The following is a 19,955-nucleotide window of genomic DNA, read 5'->3' as shown; positions in this document are numbered from 1 at the left end:
GTTAAGAGAGGGCGTCAGTCCGAGGACTCGTCGCCGCCGTCGGCCTTCGCCTTGGCGTCGGCCGCCTTGGGCGCCCGGCCGTTGCGCGAGCTGCGGCGCGGCTGACGCGGGGCGGGCGGCGGCGGGGAGATCTGCTGCACGGCCGGGCCACCGCCGAGCATCAGCTCCGCGAAGGTCGCCATGGCCTCGTCCAGCTGGCCGCCGATACGGCGCACGGACTCGTCGTTGCTCTTGCGCACCAGCGAGTCGACCGAGTCGGTGTCCGGCTGCTTCTGCAGCGTGCTCTCGACCTTCGACAGGCCGGAGCGGATCGAGCCGTCGAGGTCGCCGAGGCGGCCGGTGAAGCCGTCCTCGACCTTGTCGAGCCGCTCCGCCAGGTCGTCGAGCCGCGAGGTGACCTTCTCGAGCCGGTCGCCGAGGCCGTCGAGGCGCTCCGAAGCGTCGATCATCTCGCCGGTCTCGGTCAGCGCGGTCTTCAGCGCCTCGGTGTTCGCGGTGAGGCTTTCCTTGGTGGCCTTGTCGAGGTTCTCGACGCGGGTGCGCAGTTCGCGGTCGACGGTGTCGACGCGGTCCCGCAGGGTGGACTCGGCCTGCTCGACGCGCTCGCGCACCGGCCCGATCACCGACTGCGGCAGCGTGTCGGTCTTGACGTCCTGCTTGTCGAGGTGCGCGCCGAGCTCGTCGAGACGGCGGTGGATGTTCTGGAGCTTGTCCTCGAGCCCGTCCATCCGGCCCCCGACGCCTTCCAGACGCGCGGCCATGCCGTCGAGGCGGCCGTCGAGCTGAGCGAACGGCTTGGCCAGCTTGTCGACGATGCTTTCGACGGCGCGGGTCAGCGCGGCGATCGCGGTGTCCTGCGCTTCGAGCCGCGACATGGTCTCGTCGAGCCGCTCGGCGAGCACGCTGGTCTCGGTGCGGTCGGGCATCTCGGAGAGCCGCTTGCGCACCGCGCCGAGCGAGTCGACGGGCGCCAGACGTGCGTAGATGTCGTCGAGCGCGTCGAAGATCTGCTGCTGTTCGCTCTCACGCACTTCGGCCGCGCGCACCAGCATGTTGCGCATCCGGTCGAAGGACGGGGCTGCAATGTGGTTGTCAGTGGTCACTGCGGTGTCCTTCGTGGGCGGGGAAATGGGAGGGACGTGACGTGAAGCTTATCCATTGCGAAATTGCTCTGCGTATGGCCCCCGGGTATCGGACAATGCCGAGCTCTGCCCTGATGGCCGATTCAGCCGGTGATCCACAAAGCCGAGGGTTAAGTCAAGCATGAGACTTACAGCCATGTAGGGGAATGACAGGCTGGTTACCGTTACGTATGTCCTCTGAAAGCAGCAGACCACGCGTCCCGGAGGCGGTACTGGCCCGCGCTCCCAAGGTTCTCCTCCACGACCACCTGGACGGCGGATTGCGTCCCGCGACGGTCGCCGAACTCGCCGAGCAGACCGGCTACGAGGCCTTGCCCACCACCGATCCCGTGGAACTCGGCCGCTGGTTCCGCGACGCCGCCGATTCCGGCTCCCTCGTCTCGTACCTTGAGACGTTCGCGCATACCTGCGGCGTCATGCAGACCGAGGAAGCGCTGGTCAGAGTGGCCGCCGAGGCGGTGGAAGACCTGGCGGCCGACGGCGTCGTCTACGCCGAGGTGCGTTATGCCCCCGAACTCTTCGTCGAACGCGGACTGTCACTCGATGCGGTGGTCGAGGCCATTCAGGCCGGGTTCGCCGAAGGTGAACGGAGAGTGGCGGCCGCCGGTGGCCGGATCCGCGTCGGGACGTTGCTCTGCGCGATGCGCCAGCACGCCAGGGCGCTGGAGATCGCCGGGCTGGCCGTCCGCTACCGCGACGCCGGCGTGGTCGGGTTCGACATCGCCGGACCGGAAGACGGATTCCCGCCTACCAGAAATCTCGACGCATTCGAGTTTCTGCGGACGAATAATGCGCATTTCACCATTCATGCCGGGGAGGCGTTCGGGCTCGCGTCCATTTGGGAGGCGATTCAGCATTGCGGCGCGGAGCGGCTGGGCCACGGCGTGCGCATCGTCGACGACATCAAGACCGACAGTGACGGCACGGTCCATTTGGGACGGTTGGCCGCCTACGTCCGCGACCGGCGGATCCCGCTCGAGATCTGTCCCACGTCCAATGTCCAGACGGGAGCGGCGCGCTCGATCGGCGAGCACCCCATCGGCCTGCTCGCCAGGCTGCGGTTCCGGGTCACCGTCAACACCGACAACCGGCTGATGAGCGGCTGCTCGATGACCAGCGAATTCGCGGCTCTGAGCGAGGCGTTCGGCTTCGGGCCGGCCGATCTCGAGTGGTTCACGATCAATGCGATGAAATCCGCCTTCCTCGATTTCGACCAGCGGCTCGACATCATCAACACGGTCATCAAGCCCGGGTACGCGGCCTTGCGTTAGTTAGCAGCGACAACTATCGTTCACTATGTAGGAGTGCTATTCCAAATAGTGGAACGGTGGCGAAGATGGCGCAGGTCGTGGACGTGGGGATCGGCGGCAAACGACGCTGGCTCATCCTCGCGCTCGGTCTCGCCGCGCAGACCGCGAGTTGCTCGTTCCTCTATGGGCTCCCGTTCCTGGTGCCGTCGATGCAGCGTGCGGAGGGTCTCACGCTCGCCGAAGCGGGAACCGTGGTCGCGGCGCCGAGTCTTGGCCTGCTGTTCACCTTGATCCTGTGGGGCGCGGCCGCGGACCGTTACGGAGAGCGTTTGGTAATGGCCATCGGGCTCGGCGTCTCAGGGTTACTCCTCGTGTACGCGGCCGCCGGTGACCACTCGCTCGGGATCCTCTTTGGGGTGTTCCTGCTCGCCGGCGCGAGCACCGCGTCAGTGAACGCCGCGAGCGGCCGGGCCGTCCTGGGCTGGTTCGGCCCGGCCGAACGCGGTTTCGCGATGGGTATCCGCCAGATGGCCCAGCCGCTCGGGGTGGGCGTCGCCGCCTTCGGCCTCCCGCCGCTCGCGGACCGCTGGGGCTTCCAGGTCTCGCTCCTGCTGCCCGCGCTGACCGCGATCGGCGTCGCGCTCCTGGTCGCCTGGCTCCTGATCGACCCGCCGCGTCCGGAATCCGGGACGGCGGGGGAGAAACCGCCGTCGCCGTACCGGAGGCCGGCGTTGTGGCGGGTCCACGGCGCGAGCGCGCTGCTCGTCGTCCCGCAGTTCACGGTCTCCGCGTTCACTCCCGTGTATCTGGTGACCATGCACGATTGGACGGCGGCGTCCGCGGGCTGGTTCGTCGGCGCCGTCCAGGTCCTCGGCGCGCTGGGCAGGCTGGTGTCGGGCTACTGGTCCGACCGCGTCGGCAGCAGGCTGCGGCCGATGCGGCAGCTGGCGATCGCGAGCGCCGCGGTGATGCTGCTGGTCGCGCTCGGCGACGCGACGTGGCCGTGGCTGGTGCTGCTGGCGCTCGTCCTGGCCGCGGTGATCACCGTGTCCGACAACGGGCTCGGGTTCACCGCGTCGGCGGAGATGGCCGGGCTCGCGTGGGCGGGGCGGGCGATGGGCACGCAGAACACCGGCCAGAACATCGCCGCCGCGCTGACCCCGCCGATGCTGGGTCTCGTGATCGGTGATTCGCGATACGCGCTGGCGTTCTGCGTGGCCGCGATCTTCCCGGCGCTGGCCGTGGCGCTGGTACCGGTCAGAGACGAAAAGGGCCCCTCAGGACGAACCTGAGGGGCCCCTTCGCGGGTGGATCAGAGAACCGTCAGGCGGTTCTCGAAGGTCTCGACGAGCTTGCGCCACTCCGACTGCTCGGCGTCGAACGGAGCGCTCGGCTCCAGCCGCGACGGGTCCGGCCGCAGCACGAACGACACCAGCCAGCCGAGGCTTTCGTTGGCGGCCAGCGCGGTTTCGACGCTGTCGTCCTCGGCCCACTCGGCGGCGTCGGTGATCAGCTCGACGGCCAGCTCCAGCTGGGTCGGGTCGATCGACTCCGGGCCTTCGGCGATGTCGTCGGCGATCCCGTTGAGCACGTAGGTGTTCTCGGTGTCGACCTCGATCTCGAGCTCGCCCGCGGTGGCCTTCGTGGTCACCTCGTCCCAAGTGGACACTCCGGCGAGGTCGTTGCCCGCCAGCTCCTTGCCGTCCGCGATCGCGCGGATGAGGGCCTTCTCGGAGGTGAAGACGTCGATCTCGCCTTCGCTGCCGAGGAAGATCGGCTTGTCGTCGAGGTAGCAGCGCAGCGTGTAGTACTCGGCGCCGGAGGTGATGATCTTGATCGGGTCGATGCCGACCTCGCCCCAGAAGCCGACGGGCTCGTCGTCTTCCTCGTCGTCCTCGTCCGAGTCGTCGATGAGGTCCGCGTCGACGGCGGCCGCTTCGGCCTCGGCGGACTCCGCGAGGAAGGTCGCGAGCTCCTCCGCGGTCTGCTCCAGCACCTTCTCGTCGACGTCGGGGACGGTCACCAGGCCGTCGATCGCGTCGAGGACGGTGTCCCACTTCTCGGAGACCGCCTGCGACAGGTCCGCCCAGAGGCGCTCGCCGTCGCGGCCGGAGAAGGGCAGCGTGCCCTGGTCCAGCAGCGAGAAGCTCTCGTGCGCGTCGAGGACTTCGTGGACCTCTTCGAGCTCGCACACGTCCGCGAGCGAACGCACGATGCCGATGATCTCGGCCAGCTCGCCGAGCGTCCACTGGTCCGGCTTCTCGGCCACCAGCTCGGGGACGCCCACCAGGTCGTAGGTGTGGTCGTCGTCCGGGATGAGCTCGGGCACGTTCAGCGCCGGGACGACCTCCCACGCGGGGTGGTCGAGCAGGTCGTGCTGCTCGGAGGTCCGCACGAAGGCGGCGAGATGCGCGGCGTCCGGGAAGGCGTACAGGTCTTCCTCGTCGCCGAGGAAGGCTTCCCATTCCTCGCCGTCTTCCCGCCAGCGCGGCGCCCAGAGGGTGACGACGTCACCCTGTGGCAGGCCGAGTTCGATCGGGATGATGTCCTGTGCCATTCCTTTAGCCCTCTCGGATTACCGCCTGTGTGCGCGGCCGGGTGATGGTGCCCGGAAGGTGCGCGGTACCGCGAAGCCTACGGGTTTCCGCCGATGGGCGCGATCACCCCTGGGCAAGAAGCGACCAACGGATGGCACGATAGGTCCTCTGATGACACTTACAGACCTCCTGCCTGCGGATCCCGACCCCGACTCGCTGTTCGAAGCCTTCTCCACCTGGACGGCCGAGCGCGGGTTGGAGCTGTACCCCGCGCAGGAAGAGGCCATCATCGAGGTGGTCTCCGGCGCGAACCTGATCCTGTCGACGCCGACGGGCTCGGGTAAGAGCCTCGTCGCCGTCGGGGCGCACTTCACCGCGCTCGCACACGGCCGCCGCAGCTACTACACGGCACCCATCAAGGCGCTCGTCTCGGAGAAGTTCTTCCAGCTCATCGAGATCTTCGGCGCGGACAACGTCGGCATGATGACCGGCGACTCGGCGGTCAACGCCGACGCGCCGATCATCTGCTGCACGGCGGAAATCCTGGCGAACATGGCGTTGCGCTTCGGTGCCGACGCGCCGGTCGGCCAGGTCGTCGCGGACGAGTTCCACTTCTATTCGGAGCCGGATCGCGGCTGGGCCTGGCAGGTGCCGCTGCTGGAACTGCCGAAGGCGCAGTTCGTGCTGATGTCGGCCACGCTGGGCGACGTCTCGTTCTTCGAAAAAGATCTCACCCGCCGGACCGGCCGTCCGACCGCGGTGGTCACCTCGGCACAGCGGCCGGTGCCGCTGACCTTCCGTTACGCGCTGACGCCGTTGCACGAGACGATGTCCGAGCTGCTCAACGGCGGGCAGTCGCCGGTCTACGTCGTCCACTTCTCGCAGGCCGCGGCGATCGAGCGCGCGCAGACGCTGATGAGCATCAACGTCACTTCGAAGGCGGAGAAGGAGGCCATCGCCGAGATGCTCGGCGACTTCCGCTTCTCGGCCGGGTTCGGGAAGACGCTGTCGAGGCTGGTCCGGCACGGGATCGGCGTGCACCACGCCGGCATGCTGCCGAAGTACCGGCGCCTCGTCGAGCAGCTGGCGCAGGCGGGGCTGCTGAAGGTGATCTGCGGGACCGACACGCTCGGCGTCGGCATCAACGTACCAATCCGCACGGTGGTCTTTTCGGCGCTGACGAAGTACGACGGTGTGCGGCAACGGCATCTCAAGGCGCGCGAGTTCCATCAGATCGCCGGCCGCGCGGGCCGCGCCGGATACGACACCGACGGCTACGTCGTCGTGCAGGCGCCGGACCACGTCGTCGAAAACGCCAAGGCGCTGGAGAAGGCCGGCGACGATCCCAAGAAGAAAAAGAAGATCGTCCGCAAGAAGGCGCCCGAAGGGTTCGTCAACTGGACGGAGAGCACCTTCGACCGGCTGATCGCGGCCGAGCCGGAGCCGCTGACGTCGAGCTTCCACGTCAGCCACTCGATGCTGCTGAACGTGATCTCCCGGCCGGGCAACGCGTTCGACTCGATGCGGCATCTGCTGGAGGACAACCACTCCGACCGGCCCACCCAGCGGAAACTGATCCTGCGCGCGATCGCGATCTACCGCGCGCTGCTCGCGGCCGGTGTGGTGGAACGGCTCGACGAACCCGACGAGCAGGGCCGCATCGTCCGGCTGACCGTGGACCTGCAGTTCGATTTCGCGCTGAACCAGCCGCTTTCGCCGTTCGCGCTCGCCGCGATCGAACTCCTGGACGTCGAGTCGCCGTCGTATCCGCTCGACGTCGTGTCCATTGTGGAATCCACTGTGGACAATCCGCGTCCGGTGCTGTCACAGCAGCAGTTCAAGGCGCGCGGCGAGGCCGTGCAGGCGATGAAGGCCGAGGGTATCGAGTACGACGAGCGGATGGAGCTGCTCGAGAACGTCACGTACCCGAAGCCGCTGGAGGAACTGCTGGAGGCGGCGTATTCCCGCTACCGGCAAGGGCATCCGTGGGTCGAGGACTACGAGCTCAAGCCGAAGTCCGTCGTGCGCGACATGTACGAGCGCGCGATGAACTTCGTGGAGTACATCGGTTTCTACCAGCTCGCCCGCTCGGAAGGGCTGGTGCTGCGGTACCTCACCGACACCTACGACTCGCTGCGGCACACGGTGCCCGACGAGGCCAAGAACGAGGGGTTGCAGGACCTCATCGAATGGCTCGGCGAACTCGTGCGCCAGGTCGACTCCAGCCTCCTGGACGAGTGGGAAGCCTTGCGGCATCCCGAAGAGGAGGGCCCGGTTTCGACGAGGCCGCCGTCCGAGCCGCCCGCCGTCACGCGGAACGAGCGGGCGTTCCGGGTGCTCGTGCGCAACGAGCTGTTCCGGCGGGTGGAGCTGGCTTCGCGGCGTGCCTACGACGCGCTCGGCGAGCTGGACGCCGCGTCGGGCTGGGACGCGGACGCGTGGGAAGACGCCATCGAGGACTACTACGACGAGCACGAAACGCTCGGCATCGGGCCGGACGCGCGCGGGCCGAAGCTGCTGATCATCGAGCAGGAGCCGGAGATCTGGCGGGTGCGGCAGATCTTCGACGATCCGGCGGGTGATCACGACTGGGGCATCAGCGCCGAAGTCGATCTGGCCGCTTCGGACGAGGCGGGCTCGGCGGTCATCCGGATCACGGCGGTGGACCAGCTCTGATTTCGGCATTCCGCTGAAACGACTGTGCGGCCCAGCGGATCGGTGTTACATTCGTCAGGTAAGTGTCACAGGGGCTGGGAGGAATCATGGGCGTCTTCAAGCGTGCGCTGGTCGTCGTGGCCATAGCGGCGGGACTGGGAATCGCGGGCGGGGCGGCCGCGCAGGCCGCGTCGATGACCGAGTACTCGCTGCCGGGGGAGGACGCGACCACCGTCGAGTACGGCGTCGCTTCGGACAACTCGGCCGACATCGTGGCCGGCGCGTACAAGAAGTAGCTCGTTCCGTGAAGGCCTCCTTGAGGGACCCAGAGTCCCTCAAGGAGGCCTTCACGGACTTGTGACGACGCGCCGCCGGATCAGCTGGACGATCAGCACCACCAGTGAAAGCGCCGGCAGCGGATAGCCGAGGAGCAGGCCCACCGTGATATCGGTGAGCGGCGCGAGGACCGCGGCGACGAACACCCACGTCGGCGCGGTCGGCAGTTTCACGCCGGAACGGGCCTTGCCCCACGGTTTCGCCACCGAAAGCCAGGCCTGGAATGCCAACGCGCTCGCCATCAGCGCGGTCCCGGCGACCAGCGCCACCGGCGGTGGATCGCCGGCCCTGGCGGCGTCGACGGAATCCCGCAAAGCGCCCGACAGCAGGAAGATCCCGGCGTAGAGCTGGACGAGCGTGATCGCGAACTTCGCCAGCACCCACCAGTGCCGGGTGAATCCCCACGCCGTCGCCGCGGCGAGCAGGAAACCGGTGAAGGCCGACGCGTTGGCCAGCGGCGCCAGCAGGAACGAGTCGATCTCGTGCGCCATCGACGTCGCCGCGACGCGGATCTCGCCGTCCGCGCTCGTCCGGCCGATCGCCAGGAGGGTGAACAGGGCCAGGGCCTGCCCCATCCAGCCCACCGAGGTGACGACGTGCAGCCACACGGTCAGCTGCCGCCAGGTCTTCGTCCGCATGGCGCACAGATTCGCGCGACCGCCCGGCCCGGCACATCGGGGACGACCCTGAAATCAGGCCGGAAGGGGCGGGAAACAGGCCTGGGCGTCGTGGCCGTCGAACCAGAGACCGACCATGAACGCCATGGTCGCCTCCATGAGCCCCGCCCGGTCGAGCCCGCCGGCGTTCAGCGGCGTGCAGCCGAGGTCGCGGACCAGCGAACTCACCACTTCGACGGCCTCCGGCGCACCGCAGAGCGGCACCGCGAGCGGGCGGCCGCCGAACACCGGGGGAGTCATCCGCCAGACGTCCACCTCGCAGAGGTTGAACGCCTTGACCACGTGCGCGCCGGGTGCGGCTGCGGCGATCCGGGCGGCCTGATCGGGGACCGTGAGCACGGCGCCGGGACCGACGGCGTTCGTGCAGTCGATCAGCACCTTTCCGTCGAGATTCCCCGCTGTGGCAAGGACTTCCGGCACCGATGCGGCGGGGAGGGCGAGCAGGATCACGTCGCTCGCGCGGGCGGTCTCCGCCCACGTTCCGACCCGCGCGGAGATCTTGGCGGCCTTGGCCCGATCGCGCGCCGCGACCATCACGTCGTGCCCGGACCACTGGCCGCCGAGCGCCTCCGCCATCCCGCCCGCCCCGAAAATACCGATACGCATGTGCTGCTCCCTAAGATCGAGTGACGACACCGACCGTAGAAAGCCGCGCGGGTACCGAATGGTTACCGGAGGTCCGATGAACGACGTCTTCCTCGCCGATTGCCGTGCCCGGCTGGCCTTCGACCTGATGGCGAACACGTGGAACCCGGTCGTGCTGTGGGCCTTGCGCGAAGGACCGCTGCGCCCGGCCGAACTGCGGCGACGGCTGGGCGGGATCAGCACGAAGGTGCTCACGGAGACGGTCCGGCGGCTGGAGTCCAACGGTCTCGTCCACCGGCGTGACTGCGGGCGGACGGCGAAGGTCGAGTACTCGCTGACGGATCTCGGGACCACGTTGCTGGCGCCCATCGAGGCCTTCGGGGAGTGGGCGTTCCGGTACGGCGACGAGGTCATGGCGGCGCAGGACGAGGCGGCCCGGTTTCGCGATCACGCGTGATTGGGCAGCGATCTCGCGTGATTGGAGGCGGATCACGCGTGATTGGAGGGCGATCTCGCGTGATTGGGCGGACGACACGGGGTCAGGGGAGTGGGCGGGCCTCGGCCAGCCGGAGTAAGGGGACGGCCGCGGCGGCGTCGGTGATCAGGGTCGAGACCATGCCGGAGCGCAGGACGGCGTCTATCGCTTCGGCCTTCGGTTCCGTGTAGCCCAGCGCGATCACTTCGGGGACGGCGAGGAGTTCCTCGGCGCTGATGGCCAGCACGTGGTGGGCCAGCCCGGTGGACATCGGGTTGCCGTCGGCGTCGAACAGGCGGGCCGAGACCTCGGCCTTGGCGCCGCGTTTCGCGATCGCGCTCCGCTCGGCCTCGTCGAGCGCGTCGTACACCGTCGACTCTTCGGGTTTCCACGCGCCGATGCTGACGACGGCCTTGGTCAGGTTCTTGAACTGCCCGAAGGTCTCCGCGATACCCGGCTGCCTGCGCAGTGTTTCGGTGGTGCGGCGGTCGGGGAGGACGAGCGGCCCGAAGATCGGGTACGACGCTCCGCCCGAGACGGAGGCGACCCGGCTGACCGTCTCCACCGACCGGTCGCGCATGTCCATTCCCGCCTGCACGCCGCACAGTTGCACGATCGGGCATTTCGGCAGGGACTCGATCGCGTCGGTCATCGCGTTCACCGAACGTGCCCAGGAAAGGCCGAGGACGTCGCCGGGGGTGACGATTTCGGCCAGGAGTCGGGCGGCGAGCGTGCCGATCTTGCGGCGGGCCACCTCGCGGGATTCCGGTTCCGGCGCTCGTTCGAGCACCAGGACCCGGTCCAGCCGGTACGCGGCGCGGATCTCCTCGGACAGTACGAGATCGACCGGCGCGGGCAGGTGGAACCCGACCTTGACGATGCCGCTTTCCCTGGCCGTGTCCAGCATTCGCGCGACCTTGAACCGGCTGATCCCGAACTCTTCGGCGATCTCGAGTTTCGAGGCGCCCTGTTCGTAGAAGCGCCGGGCCACCGCGGCCAGGCGTAGCGATTCAACCAGGCCAGGATCCTGTTTGTGAGCGCTCATATGAGCACTATAACGCGAAATCAACCCGAAAGGTTGACGTAACACCTGGGAAAAGTTCACCATGCCTGGACATGCAGTCCGAAGCATAAGCCTGCCCCGCTCATTTGAGCGGAGAGAAGAGGAGCTGGCATGCGTGCCGCGATCGTGGACAAGCCCGGGGAGATCAGGGTCGGCGAGGTGCCCGACCCGAAACCGGGGGATCGCCAGGTCGTCGTCAAGGTGGGTGCCTGCGGGATCTGCGGGACCGACCTCCACATCGCCGACGGGCATTTCCCGCCGACGCCCTACCCGATCGTCCCCGGCCACGAATTCGCCGGCGAGATCGTCGAACTCGGCGCGGACGTGCCGGGTGGCTGGAAGATCGGCGACCGGGTGGCCGTCGATCCGTCGCTGTTCTGCGGCTACTGCAAGCCTTGCCGGTCCGGCCGCGGCAACCTCTGCGAGAACTGGAACGCGACCGGCGACACCGTGAACGGCGCTTTCGCCGAGTACGTCGCCGTTCCCTCCGCGAACTGCTACCGCATGCCGGACACGATGACCTGGGAACAGGGCGCCCTCGTCGAACCGGTCTCCTGCGCGGTGCACGGCGTGCGCCGGATCGGGGTCGAGGCGGGGGAGCGGTTCCTCGTCGTCGGCGCGGGCACGATGGGGCTGATCATGCAGCAGTTGCTGCAGCGCGCGGGCGCCCATGTCACGGTGGTCGACCGCAACACCGCCCGCCTCGGCCGGGCGATGGACCTCGGCGCGGCCGCGGTCGCGGGTGACGTGAAGGACCTCGACGACGAGAAGTTCGACGCCGCCGCGGACTGCACCGGCGCCGCGCCCGCCATCGAAGCCGCTTTCGATTCGCTTCAGCGCGGAGGCCGTCTGCTGGTCTTCGGGGTCGCGCCCGCCGAAGCCCGCGTCGCGCTTTCGCCGTTCCGGATCTACAACGACGAGATCACCGTTGTCGGCTCGATGGCCGTCATGAACAGCTTCGGTGCCGCGCTCGACCTGGTCGCCGACGGCGCCGTCGACACCGCCGCGCTGCTCACCGACTCCCTTCCGCTGGAGCAGTACCCCGACGCTCTCGCCCTCATGCGCAGCGGCGCCGGCCTGAAGGTGCAGGTCATACCGGGAGGCGAAGGTGCGTAAAGCGGCCGCTCTGCTCGCGGTGCTCCTGCTGACCCTCACCGGATGCGCCGGTGCGGGCGCGCTCGGCACCGGTGACCGGACGCTCGTCGTCGCGATCGTCGCGAACCCGCAGATGAAGGACGCCATCGAGCTTTCCGGCGAGTTCGAGAAGGCGAATCCCGGCGTCAGCCTCAAATTCGTGTCGCTGCCGGAGAACCAGGCACGCGCGAAGATCACCGCGTCGACGGCCACCGAGGGCGGCGAATTCGACGTCGTCATGATCAGCAACTACGAGGCGCCGCAATGGGCCGCGAACGGCTGGCTCGAAGACCTCGGCCCGCATATCGCGGCGAATCCGTCCTACGACGCGGACGACTTCATCCCGAGTATCAAGGAATCCTTGTCGCACAACGGGTCCATGTACGCGGTGCCGTTCTACGGCGAATCGTCGTTCCTGGCCTACCGGAAGGATCTGTTCGAGCGGGCCGGGATCACCATGCCCGCCAAACCGACGTGGACCCAGATCGCCGAGTACGCCGCGAAACTGGACGACAAGGCCAAGGGCATCGCCGGGATCTGCCTGCGCGGCAAACCCGGCTGGGGTGAGAGCCTCGCGCCGTTCACCACGGTCGCCAACACCTTCGGCGCGCAGTGGTTCGACAAGGACTGGAACGCGAAGCTGACCAGCCCCGAGTTCAAGGCGGCCGCCGAGTTCTACGTGAACCTCGTGCGGAACCACGGCGAGGTCGGCGCGTCGAGCGCGGGCTTCTCCGAATGCGGCACGCGGTACACCCAGGGCCAGGCCGCGATGTGGTACGACGCCACGGTCATGGCGGGTACGAACGAGGACCCGTCGGCCAGCAAGGTGGTCGGGAAGTCCGGCTACGCCCCGGCGCCGGTGGAGAAGACGCAGGCGAGCGGCTGGCTCTACACCTGGGCTTTGGCGATCCCCAAGGTCGCCAAGGACAAGGAAGCCGCCTTCAAGTTCATGTCCTGGATGACCGACAAGGCTTACGTGCAGCGGGTCGCGAAGGAGTTCGGCGACTGGAACCGTGTCCCGCCGGGCGTGCGGAAATCGACCTACGACATCCCGCAGTACCGCGAGGCGGCCAAGGCCTACGCGCAGCCGACGCTGGACGGTATCGCGGACGCCGACCAGCGCAAGGCGATGGCGAATCCGGTGCCCTATCCCGGGATCCAGTTCGTCGGCATCCCCGAGTTCCAGGATCTCGGCACGCGGGTGAGCCAGCAGCTTTCGGCGGCGATCGCGGGCCAGATCACCGTGGACGAAGCGCTCGAGCAGTCGCAGGAATACGCGCAGACCGTCGGCAAGTCGTATCAGGAGGTGCAGTGATGGCCACGATCTCCGCTCCTGCTCGTCCCGAGCCCGCCCATGCGAAGAAGGCGGCTCCGAAACGCGGCACCGATACGCCGTTCAAACGACGGCTGCCGCTGTTGCCCGCGCTGCTGTTCGTCGTCGCCGTGACGCAGTTGCCGTTCGTGCTGACGGTGTTCTACTCGTTCCAGTCGTGGAACCTGGTGCGGCCGGGGTCGCGGCATTTCGTGGGCTTGCGGAACTACATCGACGTCTTCGCCGACTCGACGTTCCTCGGGGCGTTGCTGAACACCGTCGTGCTCACGGTGGTGTGCGTGTTCTTCTCGCTGCTGCTCGGCCTGGGGCTGGCGATCCTGCTGGACCGCAAGTTCCTCGGCCGCGGGGTGGTCCGGACCCTGCTGATCACGCCGTTCCTCATCCTGCCCGCGGCGGGCGCGCTGCTGTGGAAGACGACGATGTTCGACCCGACGTACGGGTTGCTGCACTTCGTGTTCGGCACCGACGTCGACTGGCTTTCGGAATTCCCGCTGGCCGCCGTGATGGCGCAGGTCGTCTGGCAGTGGACGCCGTTCATGATGCTGCTGATCCTGGCCGGGCTGCAGAGCCAGCCGAAGGACGTGCTGGAGGCCGCGTCGGTCGACGGCGCCGGCCGCTGGCGGACGTTCACCGCGATCACGCTGCCGCATCTGAGCCGGTTCCTGCAGCTGGCGACGTTGCTGGGCGCGATCTACATCGTGAACAGCTTCGACGCGATCTTCCTGATGACCCAAGGCGGCCCGGGGACCGCCAGCACGAACCTGCCGTTCTACATCTACCAGCGGGCGTTCCAAGGTTTCGACATCGGGCAGTCGTCCGCGATGGGCGTCATCGTCGTGATCCTGACGATGATCGTCGCGACCTTCGCGCTGCGGCTGATGTTCCGCACGTTCTCGGTACAGGGAGGCGCGAAATGAAAAGCCGTTTCGGCCCCGGTGCGCTGACGGTCGCGACCTGGGTGATCGCGATCCTGTTCGTGTTCCCGCTGCTGTGGATGATCCTCACGGCCTTCAAACAGGAGGCCGACGCCTACACCGATCCGCCTCGGCTGCTCTTCACCCCGACCCTCGACCAGTTCGCGGGCGTACTCGAACGCGGTTTCCTGCCGTACCTGTCGAATTCGGCGTTCGTGACCGTGGTTTCGACGCTTTTCGTGCTGCTGCTGGGAATCCCGGCGGCGTACGCGCTGTCGCTGGCGCCGGTGAAGGGGACGAGCAACGCGCTCGGCTTCTTCCTGTCGACGAAGATGCTGCCGATCGTGGCGGCGATCATCCCGCTTTATGTGATCTCGCAGAACACCCAGCTGCTGGACAACGTGTGGGCGCTGATCATCCTGTACACCTCGATGAACCTGCCGCTGGCCATCTGGATGATGCGGTCGTTCTTCCTGGAGGTGCCGCACGAGATGATCGAGGCCGGCCGGATCGACGGGGCGACGCTGCCGGTCCTGCTGCGGAAGATCATCATGCCGGTGGTCGCGCCCGGGGTGGCCGCGACCGCGCTGATCTGCGTGATCTTCTCGTGGACCGAGTTCTTCTATTCGGTCAACCTCACCGCCGCGCGGGCCGGGACGGTGCCGGTGTTCCTGGTCGGCTTCATCACCAGCGAAGGCCTGTACTGGGCGCAGCTTTCCGCCGCCGCGCTGCTCGCGTCGCTGCCGGTGATGATCGTCGGCTGGATCGCGCAGAACCACCTGGTGCGCGGCCTGTCGATGGGCGCGGTCAAGTAAGACGTCGGTACAGGTGGTCGTGAGTGGCGTTTCGGGTTAGAACCCGAAACGCCACTCACGACCCCCACGCCTCACGCGAGCGACAAGGCCTGCCCCGGACAGATGTGCACGGCGGTGCGGGCGTTCTCCTCCGCCTCTTCGCCCTCGGGCTCGGCGTTCAGCAGCAGGACCGTCCCGTCGTCCTCGTTCTGGTCGAACAGATCGGGATCGGTGAGCACGCACTGGCCCGCACCGACGCATTTCCCGGTGTCCGCGATGATCTTCATGGCTCCTCCTACCAGGTGACCGGCAGGGCGTGGAGGCCGTAGATCGTCGAATCGTGCTTGAACGGCAGTTCGTCGACCGGTACGGCGATCCGGATGCCCGGCACTCGCCGGAACAACGTATCGAACACGATCTGGAGTTCCAACCTCGCCAAGTTCTGCCCGAGACATTGGTGCACACCGAATCCGAAGGCGACGTGATGCCGCGCGCCCCGTTCGATGTCGAAGGCGTCCGGGTTCTCGAAGCCTTCCGGATCGTGGTTGCCCGCGTTGCTCAGGCCGACGACGCCTTCACCCGCGCGGATGAGCGTGCCGCCGATCTCGACGTCCGCCGTGGCGAAACGTGAGGTCGCCGTCTCCGCGATGGTGAAGACCCGCAGGAGTTCCTCGATCGCGGCGAGGGTCTTGTCCGGATCCGCCTTGATCTTCGCCAGTTGATCCGGGTTCTCCAGCAGGGTCACCGTGCCGAGCGAGATCATGTTCGCCGTGGTCTCGTGGCCGGCGATGAGCAGCAGGAACGCCAAACCGACGAGTTCGCCGTGGTCGGCCTCGCCCGATTCACGTTGCTTCAGGATCTGACGGCCGAGGAGATCGTCCTCGGTGGCGTTCGCTTCCTTCTTGGTGACGAGGTCGTCGAGATAGTTCCGGAGGCCCTCGAACGCCGTCTGCCGTTCTTCGGCGCTGACCTCCCGGTTGAGCATGCGGGAACTGCACGACTGGAAGAAATCGTGGTCCGCGTAGGGAACGCCGAGCAGTTCGCAGATCACCAGCGACGGAACCGGCAGGGAAAGCGCCTGGACCAGGTCGGCGGGTTTGGGGCCGGCGAGGAGGGCGTCGATATGGTCGTCGACGATCTGCTGGATCCGCGGCTGCAGTGCCTTCATGCGTTTGACCGTGAATTCCCCGACGACGTCGCGCCGGGCCTGGCTGTGCTCCGGCGGATCCATCCCGATGAGGGACGGGCGGAACGAGTCGTCCTCCGGGCGGACCGGGCGCGCCACCATCAGCGGGAACGACGGATTACGCCGGTCGGAGCTGAAATGCGGGCTGCTCAGCATTTCGCGGATGTCTTCGAGCCGGGTGAGTGCCCAAGCCGTTTGCCCGGACGGGAGACCGACCCGGGAAATCGGACTTTTCTCGCGAAGCGTCTCGTATTCGGGAGGCGGCGAAAACGGGCATTTACGCGCCAGCGGCAAGGTCGCGGTGGTTTCCTCGACGTCGGTCATCGGGTTGTCCTTCCCCAGAATGTCGGGTGGGTTCGGGCGATATCGGACAGTGAGGCCCAAAACGTATGCGGATGGTTTCATTCCGCTTATGCACCCAAGGTACTCAAGTGGAGACAGGTCGTCCACTCGCGAAGGGGTGGTTTCCCGGGAGGCGTGAAGGGCACGCCCTTACGTGCGAGAATCACGGCCCTGAAGGACCTTCGAGAGGCGAGGACCATGACAGCCGACCCCGAGACCCGCTTGCGTGCCGACGCGCGCCGGAACCGGGATCAGATCCTGGCCGCCGCGAGAGTCATCTTCGCCGCCCAGGGCGCCGAGGTCCCGATGGAGGAGATCGCGCGCTCGGCGGGCGTCGGCGTCGGCACCCTTTACCGTCGCTTCCCGGATCGGGACGCGCTGATCCGGGCGGTCGCCGTCGACAACTTCGACCGGGTCCTCAGGGACGCGAAGGCCGCGAAGGATCAGGAGTCCTCGGATTGGGAGGCGCTGATCCGGCTCCTGCACCAGTCGATGGAACTACAGCTGAGCATCCAGCTCGCGATGGTGTCGCCGCGGGCGCTGGCGATCCTGAAGAGCGACCCCGCGATCAAGGCCCTGCGTGACGAATTGCTCCTGGTGATGGACTCGTTCGTCCAGGGCGCGCAGGCGGAGGGCAGGCTCCGGACGGACGTCGCCACCGGTGACGTCGCGATCCTGTTCGCGACGCTGCTGCGGCAGATGCCCGGCAAGGGCGAGGAGGTCGCGCGGATGGCGACGCGGCGGTGCATCGGGATCATGATCGACGGGTTGCGGGCCGTGGGCTCGAACGAGCCGCTGCCGGGCCGGGTGCTGACCGGGGCCGATCTCGATCCGTGAGGCGTGAAGTCCCGGATGTCAGGAAAGGGCCGTTCAGGACATGAAACGTCCTGAACGGCCCTTTCCTGACATTTGCCCGCGCGGTCAGGTGTCCAACTGCGGAAAACGGACCGGCTTAGACACCCAGCGGATGCCAAACGGTCTTCGCCTCCAGGTACCGCCGCAGCCGCGCGATGTCGGCGTCGGCGGTCCAGTCCGGCTCGGCGTCCGGGACGGTCAGGACCCGCTTCACGGTGCCCGCGGCCTCACGCGCCAGATCCGCCCGCGCGGACGGCTCCGCGCCGGTCGGGTCGAGGGCGTTGACGTCGCCGTGCGACGCCAGCCACGAGCCCAGCTCCGACGCGCGGCCGGTCAGGATGTTCGCGACGCCGCCGGGCAGGTCGGAAGTCGCCAGGACCTCCGAAAGCGTGATCGCGGGCAGCGGCCGGTCCGCGCTGGAGACGACCACCGCGGTCGAGCCGGTCGCCAGCACCGGGGCGAGCACGCTCACCAGCCCCAGCAACGACGACTGCTGCGGTGCGAGCACGCCCACGACACCGGTCGGCTCGGGCACGGTGAAGGAGAAGTACGGGCCCGCGACCGGGTTGGCCGCGCCGAGCACGGTCGCGATCTTGTCCGTCCAGCCCGCGTACCAGACCCAGCGGTCGATCGAGGCGTCCACAATGGACTGAGCCTTCTTGGCCGCCACGCCTTCGGACGCGGACACCTCCGCGACGAACTGTTCGCGGCGGCCTTCCAGCATCTCCGCCACCCGGTACAGCACCTGGCCGCGGTTGTACGCGGTCGCCGCCGACCAGCCGCCGAAAGCCTTGCGGGCGGCCGAAACCGCGTCACGGACGTCCTTGCGCGACGCGTGCGAGGCGTTCGCCAGGAACTTGCCCTTGGTGTCGGTGACCGGGTACACCCGGCCCGACTCCGAACGCGGGAACTTGCCACCGATGTAGAGCTTGTAGGTCTTCGCCACCGAAATACGGTCAGACATCGAGGTAGGCCTCCAGTCCGGTGCGTCCGCCTTCGCGGCCGAAACCCGACTCCTGGTAGCCGCCGAACGGCGCGGCGGGATCGAAGCGGTTGAACGTGTTGGCCCAGACGACGCCGGCGCGGAGCTGGTTCGCCATCCAGAGGATGCGCGAGCCCTTTTCGGTCCAGATGCCGGCGGAGAGCCCGTACGGCGTGTTGTTCGCCTTGGTGACGGCCTCGTCCGGCGTGCGGAAGGTCAGCACCGAAAGCACCGGACCGAAGATCTCCTCGCGGGCGATGCGCATCGACTGCTGGACGTCGGAGAACACCGTGGGGGCGAAGAAGAAACCGCGTTCCGGCACCGGGCACGGGCTGGTCCAGCGCTGCGCGCCCTCGGCGTCGCCGGACTCCACGAGCCCCTTGATCTTCGCGAGCTGCTCGGCGGAGTTGATCGCGCCGATGTCGGTGTTCTTGTCCAGCGGGTCGCCCAGGCGCAGCGTCGAAACGCGGTAGCGCAGCTTTTCGAGCAGTTCCTCGGCGATGGACTCCTGCACCAGCAGGCGCGAGCCCGCGCAGCAGACGTGACCCTGGTTGAAGAAGATCCCGTTGACGATCCCCTCGACGGCCTGGTCCAGCGGAGCGTCATCGAAGACGACGTTCGCCGCCTTGCCGCCCAATTCCAGCGTCAGCTTCTTCGCGGTACCCGCGATCTGGCGCTGGATGGCCTTGCCGACCTCGGTCGATCCGGTGAAGGCGACCTTGTTCACGTCGCCGTGGCCGACCAGCGCGGCGCCGATGTCCCCGGCGCCGGGCAGGATGTTGACCACGCCGGGCGGGAGTTCGGCCTGCTGGCAGATCTCCGCGAACACGAGCGCGGTCAGCGGCGTGGTCTCCGCGGGCTTGAGCACCACGGTGTTGCCGGTGGCCAGCGCGGGCGCGATCTTCCACGCGAGCATCAGCAGCGGGAAGTTCCACGGGATGACCTGGCCCGCGACGCCGAGCGGCTTCGGGTTCGGGCCGTAGCCCGCGTAATCGAGCTTGTCGGCCCAACCCGCGTGGTAGAAGAAGTGCGCGGCGGCCGTCGGCACGTCGGAATCACGCGATTCCTTGATCGGCTTGCCGTTGTCGAGGCTTTCCAGCACGGCCAGCTCCCGCGACCGTTCCTGGATCAGGCGGGCGATGCGGAACAGGTACTTGGCGCGCTCGGAGCCCGGCATTTTCGACCAGACATTGTTGTACGCCTTGCGAGCGGCCTTCACCGCGGTGTCCACATCGGACACCGACGCGGTGCCGACCTCGGCGAGCACCTCTTCGGTGGCCGGGTTGATCGTCTTGAGCGGCTCGCCCGAGCCGTCGACGAATTCGCCGTTCACGAACGGCCGGTAATGCGACTTGAGGTTCGCGAGGTCGCGCGATTCGGGCGCGGGCGCGTACTCGAAGATGCCCATGGATTAGTCCACCGTCACGTAGTCGGGACCGCTGTAGTGGCCGTCGGCCTGGGTGCGGCGCTGCAGCAGGAGGTCGTTGAGCAGGCTGGACGCCCCGAACCGGAAGAGGTCCGGGTTCAGCCACTGCTCGCCGGCGACCTCGTGCACCGCGACCAGGTACTTGATCGCGTCCTTGGTCGTCCGGATGCCACCGGCCGGTTTGACGCCGCGCAGTTCACCGGTCTGGACGAACCAGTCGCGGACGGCCTGCAGCATCACGTGCGTGACCGGCAGCGTCGCGGCGGGCG

19 protein-coding genes and 1 pseudogene are annotated in these 19,955 nt (G+C 67.7%); 10 read left to right on the top strand and 10 right to left on the bottom strand.

The annotated features are described in order from the left end of the window. Positions 1 to 14 precede the first annotated feature (14 nt). Positions 15 to 1,103: a hypothetical protein gene (locus tag ED92_RS01790; protein WP_016331266.1), complete on the bottom strand. Its 1,089-nt coding sequence runs from the start codon at positions 1,101 to 1,103 to the stop codon at positions 15 to 17. Positions 1,104 to 1,312: 209 nt separating this feature from the next. Here ED92_RS01790 and ED92_RS01785 point away from each other — a divergent pair, with 209 nt between their 5' ends. After that, a complete protein-coding gene (locus ED92_RS01785; RefSeq protein ID WP_037332423.1) occupies positions 1,313 to 2,413 on the top strand; it encodes an adenosine deaminase in 1,101 nt (366 codons plus the stop codon). Between the two features lie 65 nt (positions 2,414 to 2,478). Continuing rightward, positions 2,479 to 3,684, top strand: a complete 1,206-nt coding sequence (locus ED92_RS01780; RefSeq protein ID WP_052120351.1) for an MFS transporter — start codon at positions 2,479 to 2,481, stop codon at positions 3,682 to 3,684. A 20-nt stretch (positions 3,685 to 3,704) separates the two neighbouring features. On the opposite strand, the gene ED92_RS01775 is transcribed toward ED92_RS01780, so the two are convergent. After that, positions 3,705 to 4,949, bottom strand: coding sequence for a hypothetical protein (locus ED92_RS01775; RefSeq protein WP_037332421.1), 1,245 nt, complete (start codon positions 4,947 to 4,949; stop codon positions 3,705 to 3,707). 151 nt (positions 4,950 to 5,100) lie between these two features. Between ED92_RS01775 and ED92_RS01770 the strand changes: the two genes are divergently transcribed. Both ED92_RS01770 and ED92_RS01765 read left to right on the top strand, forming a co-directional pair. After that, positions 5,101 to 7,605: an RNA helicase gene (locus ED92_RS01770; protein ID WP_037332417.1), complete on the top strand. Its 2,505-nt coding sequence runs from the start codon at positions 5,101 to 5,103 to the stop codon at positions 7,603 to 7,605. Between the two features lie 86 nt (positions 7,606 to 7,691). Next, positions 7,692 to 7,880, top strand: a complete 189-nt coding sequence (locus ED92_RS01765; protein WP_037332415.1) for a hypothetical protein — start codon at positions 7,692 to 7,694, stop codon at positions 7,878 to 7,880. Between the two features lie 51 nt (positions 7,881 to 7,931). Here the strand turns inward: ED92_RS01765 and ED92_RS01760 are convergent, their stop codons facing one another. Beyond that, on the bottom strand, positions 7,932 to 8,558 hold the full coding sequence (locus ED92_RS01760; RefSeq protein WP_037332414.1) for a hypothetical protein: 627 nt from the start codon (positions 8,556 to 8,558) through the stop codon (positions 7,932 to 7,934). 54 nt (positions 8,559 to 8,612) lie between these two features. Further along, positions 8,613 to 9,203: an NADPH-dependent F420 reductase gene (locus ED92_RS01755; RefSeq protein WP_037332412.1), complete on the bottom strand. Its 591-nt coding sequence runs from the start codon at positions 9,201 to 9,203 to the stop codon at positions 8,613 to 8,615. 76 nt (positions 9,204 to 9,279) lie between these two features. Here ED92_RS01755 and ED92_RS01750 point away from each other — a divergent pair, with 76 nt between their 5' ends. Continuing rightward, a complete protein-coding gene (locus ED92_RS01750) occupies positions 9,280 to 9,639 on the top strand; it encodes a helix-turn-helix domain-containing protein (RefSeq protein WP_037332410.1) in 360 nt (119 codons plus the stop codon). 82 nt (positions 9,640 to 9,721) lie between these two features. Here the strand turns inward: ED92_RS01750 and ED92_RS01745 are convergent, their stop codons facing one another. Next, positions 9,722 to 10,702 (bottom strand): sugar-binding transcriptional regulator, encoded by a 981-nt coding sequence (locus ED92_RS01745; RefSeq protein ID WP_037332408.1) that lies wholly within the window; start codon positions 10,700 to 10,702, stop codon positions 9,722 to 9,724. Positions 10,703 to 10,831: 129 nt separating this feature from the next. On the opposite strand from ED92_RS01745, the gene ED92_RS01740 reads away from it, so the two are divergent. The 4 genes from ED92_RS01740 to ED92_RS01725 are packed head-to-tail and all read left to right on the top strand — an operon-like array spanning position 10,832 to position 14,916. Further along, positions 10,832 to 11,836 carry a zinc-dependent alcohol dehydrogenase family protein gene (locus ED92_RS01740; protein WP_037332407.1) on the top strand — a complete coding sequence of 335 codons (1,005 nt, stop codon included), beginning with the start codon at positions 10,832 to 10,834 and terminating at the stop codon, positions 11,834 to 11,836. Then, complete coding sequence (locus tag ED92_RS01735) at positions 11,829 to 13,169, top strand: sugar ABC transporter substrate-binding protein (RefSeq protein ID WP_037332406.1); 1,341 nt, start codon at positions 11,829 to 11,831, stop codon at positions 13,167 to 13,169. The genes ED92_RS01740 and ED92_RS01735 overlap by 8 nt, the downstream gene beginning before the upstream one ends. Further along, on the top strand, positions 13,169 to 14,104 hold the full coding sequence (locus ED92_RS01730) for a carbohydrate ABC transporter permease (protein WP_037332403.1): 936 nt from the start codon (positions 13,169 to 13,171) through the stop codon (positions 14,102 to 14,104). The genes ED92_RS01735 and ED92_RS01730 overlap by 1 nt, the downstream gene beginning before the upstream one ends. Beyond that, positions 14,101 to 14,916, top strand: a complete 816-nt coding sequence (locus ED92_RS01725) for a carbohydrate ABC transporter permease (protein ID WP_037332401.1) — start codon at positions 14,101 to 14,103, stop codon at positions 14,914 to 14,916. Before ED92_RS01730 ends, ED92_RS01725 begins: the two co-directional genes overlap by 4 nt. Positions 14,917 to 14,987: 71 nt before the next feature. On the opposite strand, the gene ED92_RS01720 is transcribed toward ED92_RS01725, so the two are convergent. Continuing rightward, positions 14,988 to 15,182: a ferredoxin gene (locus tag ED92_RS01720; protein WP_037332400.1), complete on the bottom strand. Its 195-nt coding sequence runs from the start codon at positions 15,180 to 15,182 to the stop codon at positions 14,988 to 14,990. An 8-nt stretch (positions 15,183 to 15,190) separates the two neighbouring features. Continuing rightward, positions 15,191 to 16,405 carry a cytochrome P450 gene (locus ED92_RS01715; protein WP_037332399.1) on the bottom strand — a complete coding sequence of 405 codons (1,215 nt, stop codon included), beginning with the start codon at positions 16,403 to 16,405 and terminating at the stop codon, positions 15,191 to 15,193. Between the two features lie 216 nt (positions 16,406 to 16,621). On the opposite strand from ED92_RS01715, the gene ED92_RS01710 reads away from it, so the two are divergent. Beyond that, positions 16,622 to 17,260, top strand: coding sequence for a TetR/AcrR family transcriptional regulator (locus ED92_RS01710; RefSeq protein WP_037332398.1), 639 nt, complete (start codon positions 16,622 to 16,624; stop codon positions 17,258 to 17,260). 115 nt (positions 17,261 to 17,375) lie between these two features. Here ED92_RS01710 and ED92_RS01705 read toward each other — a convergent pair whose 3' ends face one another. The 3 genes and pseudogenes from ED92_RS01705 to ED92_RS01695 all read right to left on the bottom strand — a co-directional run. After that, positions 17,376 to 18,242, bottom strand: coding sequence for an aldehyde dehydrogenase family protein (locus ED92_RS01705; RefSeq protein WP_037332396.1), 867 nt, complete (start codon positions 18,240 to 18,242; stop codon positions 17,376 to 17,378). Continuing rightward, complete coding sequence (locus ED92_RS01700; RefSeq protein WP_037332394.1) at positions 18,235 to 19,668, bottom strand: aldehyde dehydrogenase family protein; 1,434 nt, start codon at positions 19,666 to 19,668, stop codon at positions 18,235 to 18,237. The genes ED92_RS01705 and ED92_RS01700 overlap by 8 nt, the downstream gene beginning before the upstream one ends. Positions 19,669 to 19,671: 3 nt before the next feature. Further along, positions 19,672 to 19,955 (bottom strand): annotated as a pseudogene (locus tag ED92_RS01695) (deoxyribose-phosphate aldolase); the annotation flags it as partial.

This window comes from Amycolatopsis sp. MJM2582 (assembly GCF_000754115.1).
Classification (GTDB): Bacteria; Actinomycetota; Actinomycetes; order Mycobacteriales; family Pseudonocardiaceae; genus Amycolatopsis; species Amycolatopsis japonica.
This window is presented reverse-complemented; position numbering and strand designations above follow the sequence as displayed.

Coding starts and splice junctions, on each gene's coding strand:
- ED92_RS01785 (WP_037332423.1), top strand. CDS start 1,313: ATGTCCTCTGAAAGCAGCAGACCACGCGTCCCGGAGGCGGTACTGGCC.
- ED92_RS01780 (WP_052120351.1), top strand. CDS start 2,479: ATGGCGCAGGTCGTGGACGTGGGGATCGGCGGCAAACGACGCTGGCTC.
- ED92_RS01775 (WP_037332421.1), bottom strand. CDS start 4,949: ATGGCACAGGACATCATCCCGATCGAACTCGGCCTGCCACAGGGTGAC.
- ED92_RS01770 (WP_037332417.1), top strand. CDS start 5,101: ATGACACTTACAGACCTCCTGCCTGCGGATCCCGACCCCGACTCGCTG.
- ED92_RS01765 (WP_037332415.1), top strand. CDS start 7,692: ATGGGCGTCTTCAAGCGTGCGCTGGTCGTCGTGGCCATAGCGGCGGGA.
- ED92_RS01760 (WP_037332414.1), bottom strand. CDS start 8,558: ATGCGGACGAAGACCTGGCGGCAGCTGACCGTGTGGCTGCACGTCGTC.
- ED92_RS01755 (WP_037332412.1), bottom strand. CDS start 9,203: ATGCGTATCGGTATTTTCGGGGCGGGCGGGATGGCGGAGGCGCTCGGC.
- ED92_RS01750 (WP_037332410.1), top strand. CDS start 9,280: ATGAACGACGTCTTCCTCGCCGATTGCCGTGCCCGGCTGGCCTTCGAC.
- ED92_RS01745 (WP_037332408.1), bottom strand. CDS start 10,702: ATGAGCGCTCACAAACAGGATCCTGGCCTGGTTGAATCGCTACGCCTG.
- ED92_RS01740 (WP_037332407.1), top strand. CDS start 10,832: ATGCGTGCCGCGATCGTGGACAAGCCCGGGGAGATCAGGGTCGGCGAG.
- ED92_RS01730 (WP_037332403.1), top strand. CDS start 13,169: ATGGCCACGATCTCCGCTCCTGCTCGTCCCGAGCCCGCCCATGCGAAG.
- ED92_RS01725 (WP_037332401.1), top strand. CDS start 14,101: ATGAAAAGCCGTTTCGGCCCCGGTGCGCTGACGGTCGCGACCTGGGTG.
- ED92_RS01720 (WP_037332400.1), bottom strand. CDS start 15,182: ATGAAGATCATCGCGGACACCGGGAAATGCGTCGGTGCGGGCCAGTGC.
- ED92_RS01715 (WP_037332399.1), bottom strand. CDS start 16,405: ATGACCGACGTCGAGGAAACCACCGCGACCTTGCCGCTGGCGCGTAAA.
- ED92_RS01710 (WP_037332398.1), top strand. CDS start 16,622: ATGACAGCCGACCCCGAGACCCGCTTGCGTGCCGACGCGCGCCGGAAC.
- ED92_RS01705 (WP_037332396.1), bottom strand. CDS start 18,242: ATGTCTGACCGTATTTCGGTGGCGAAGACCTACAAGCTCTACATCGGT.
- ED92_RS01700 (WP_037332394.1), bottom strand. CDS start 19,668: ATGGGCATCTTCGAGTACGCGCCCGCGCCCGAATCGCGCGACCTCGCG.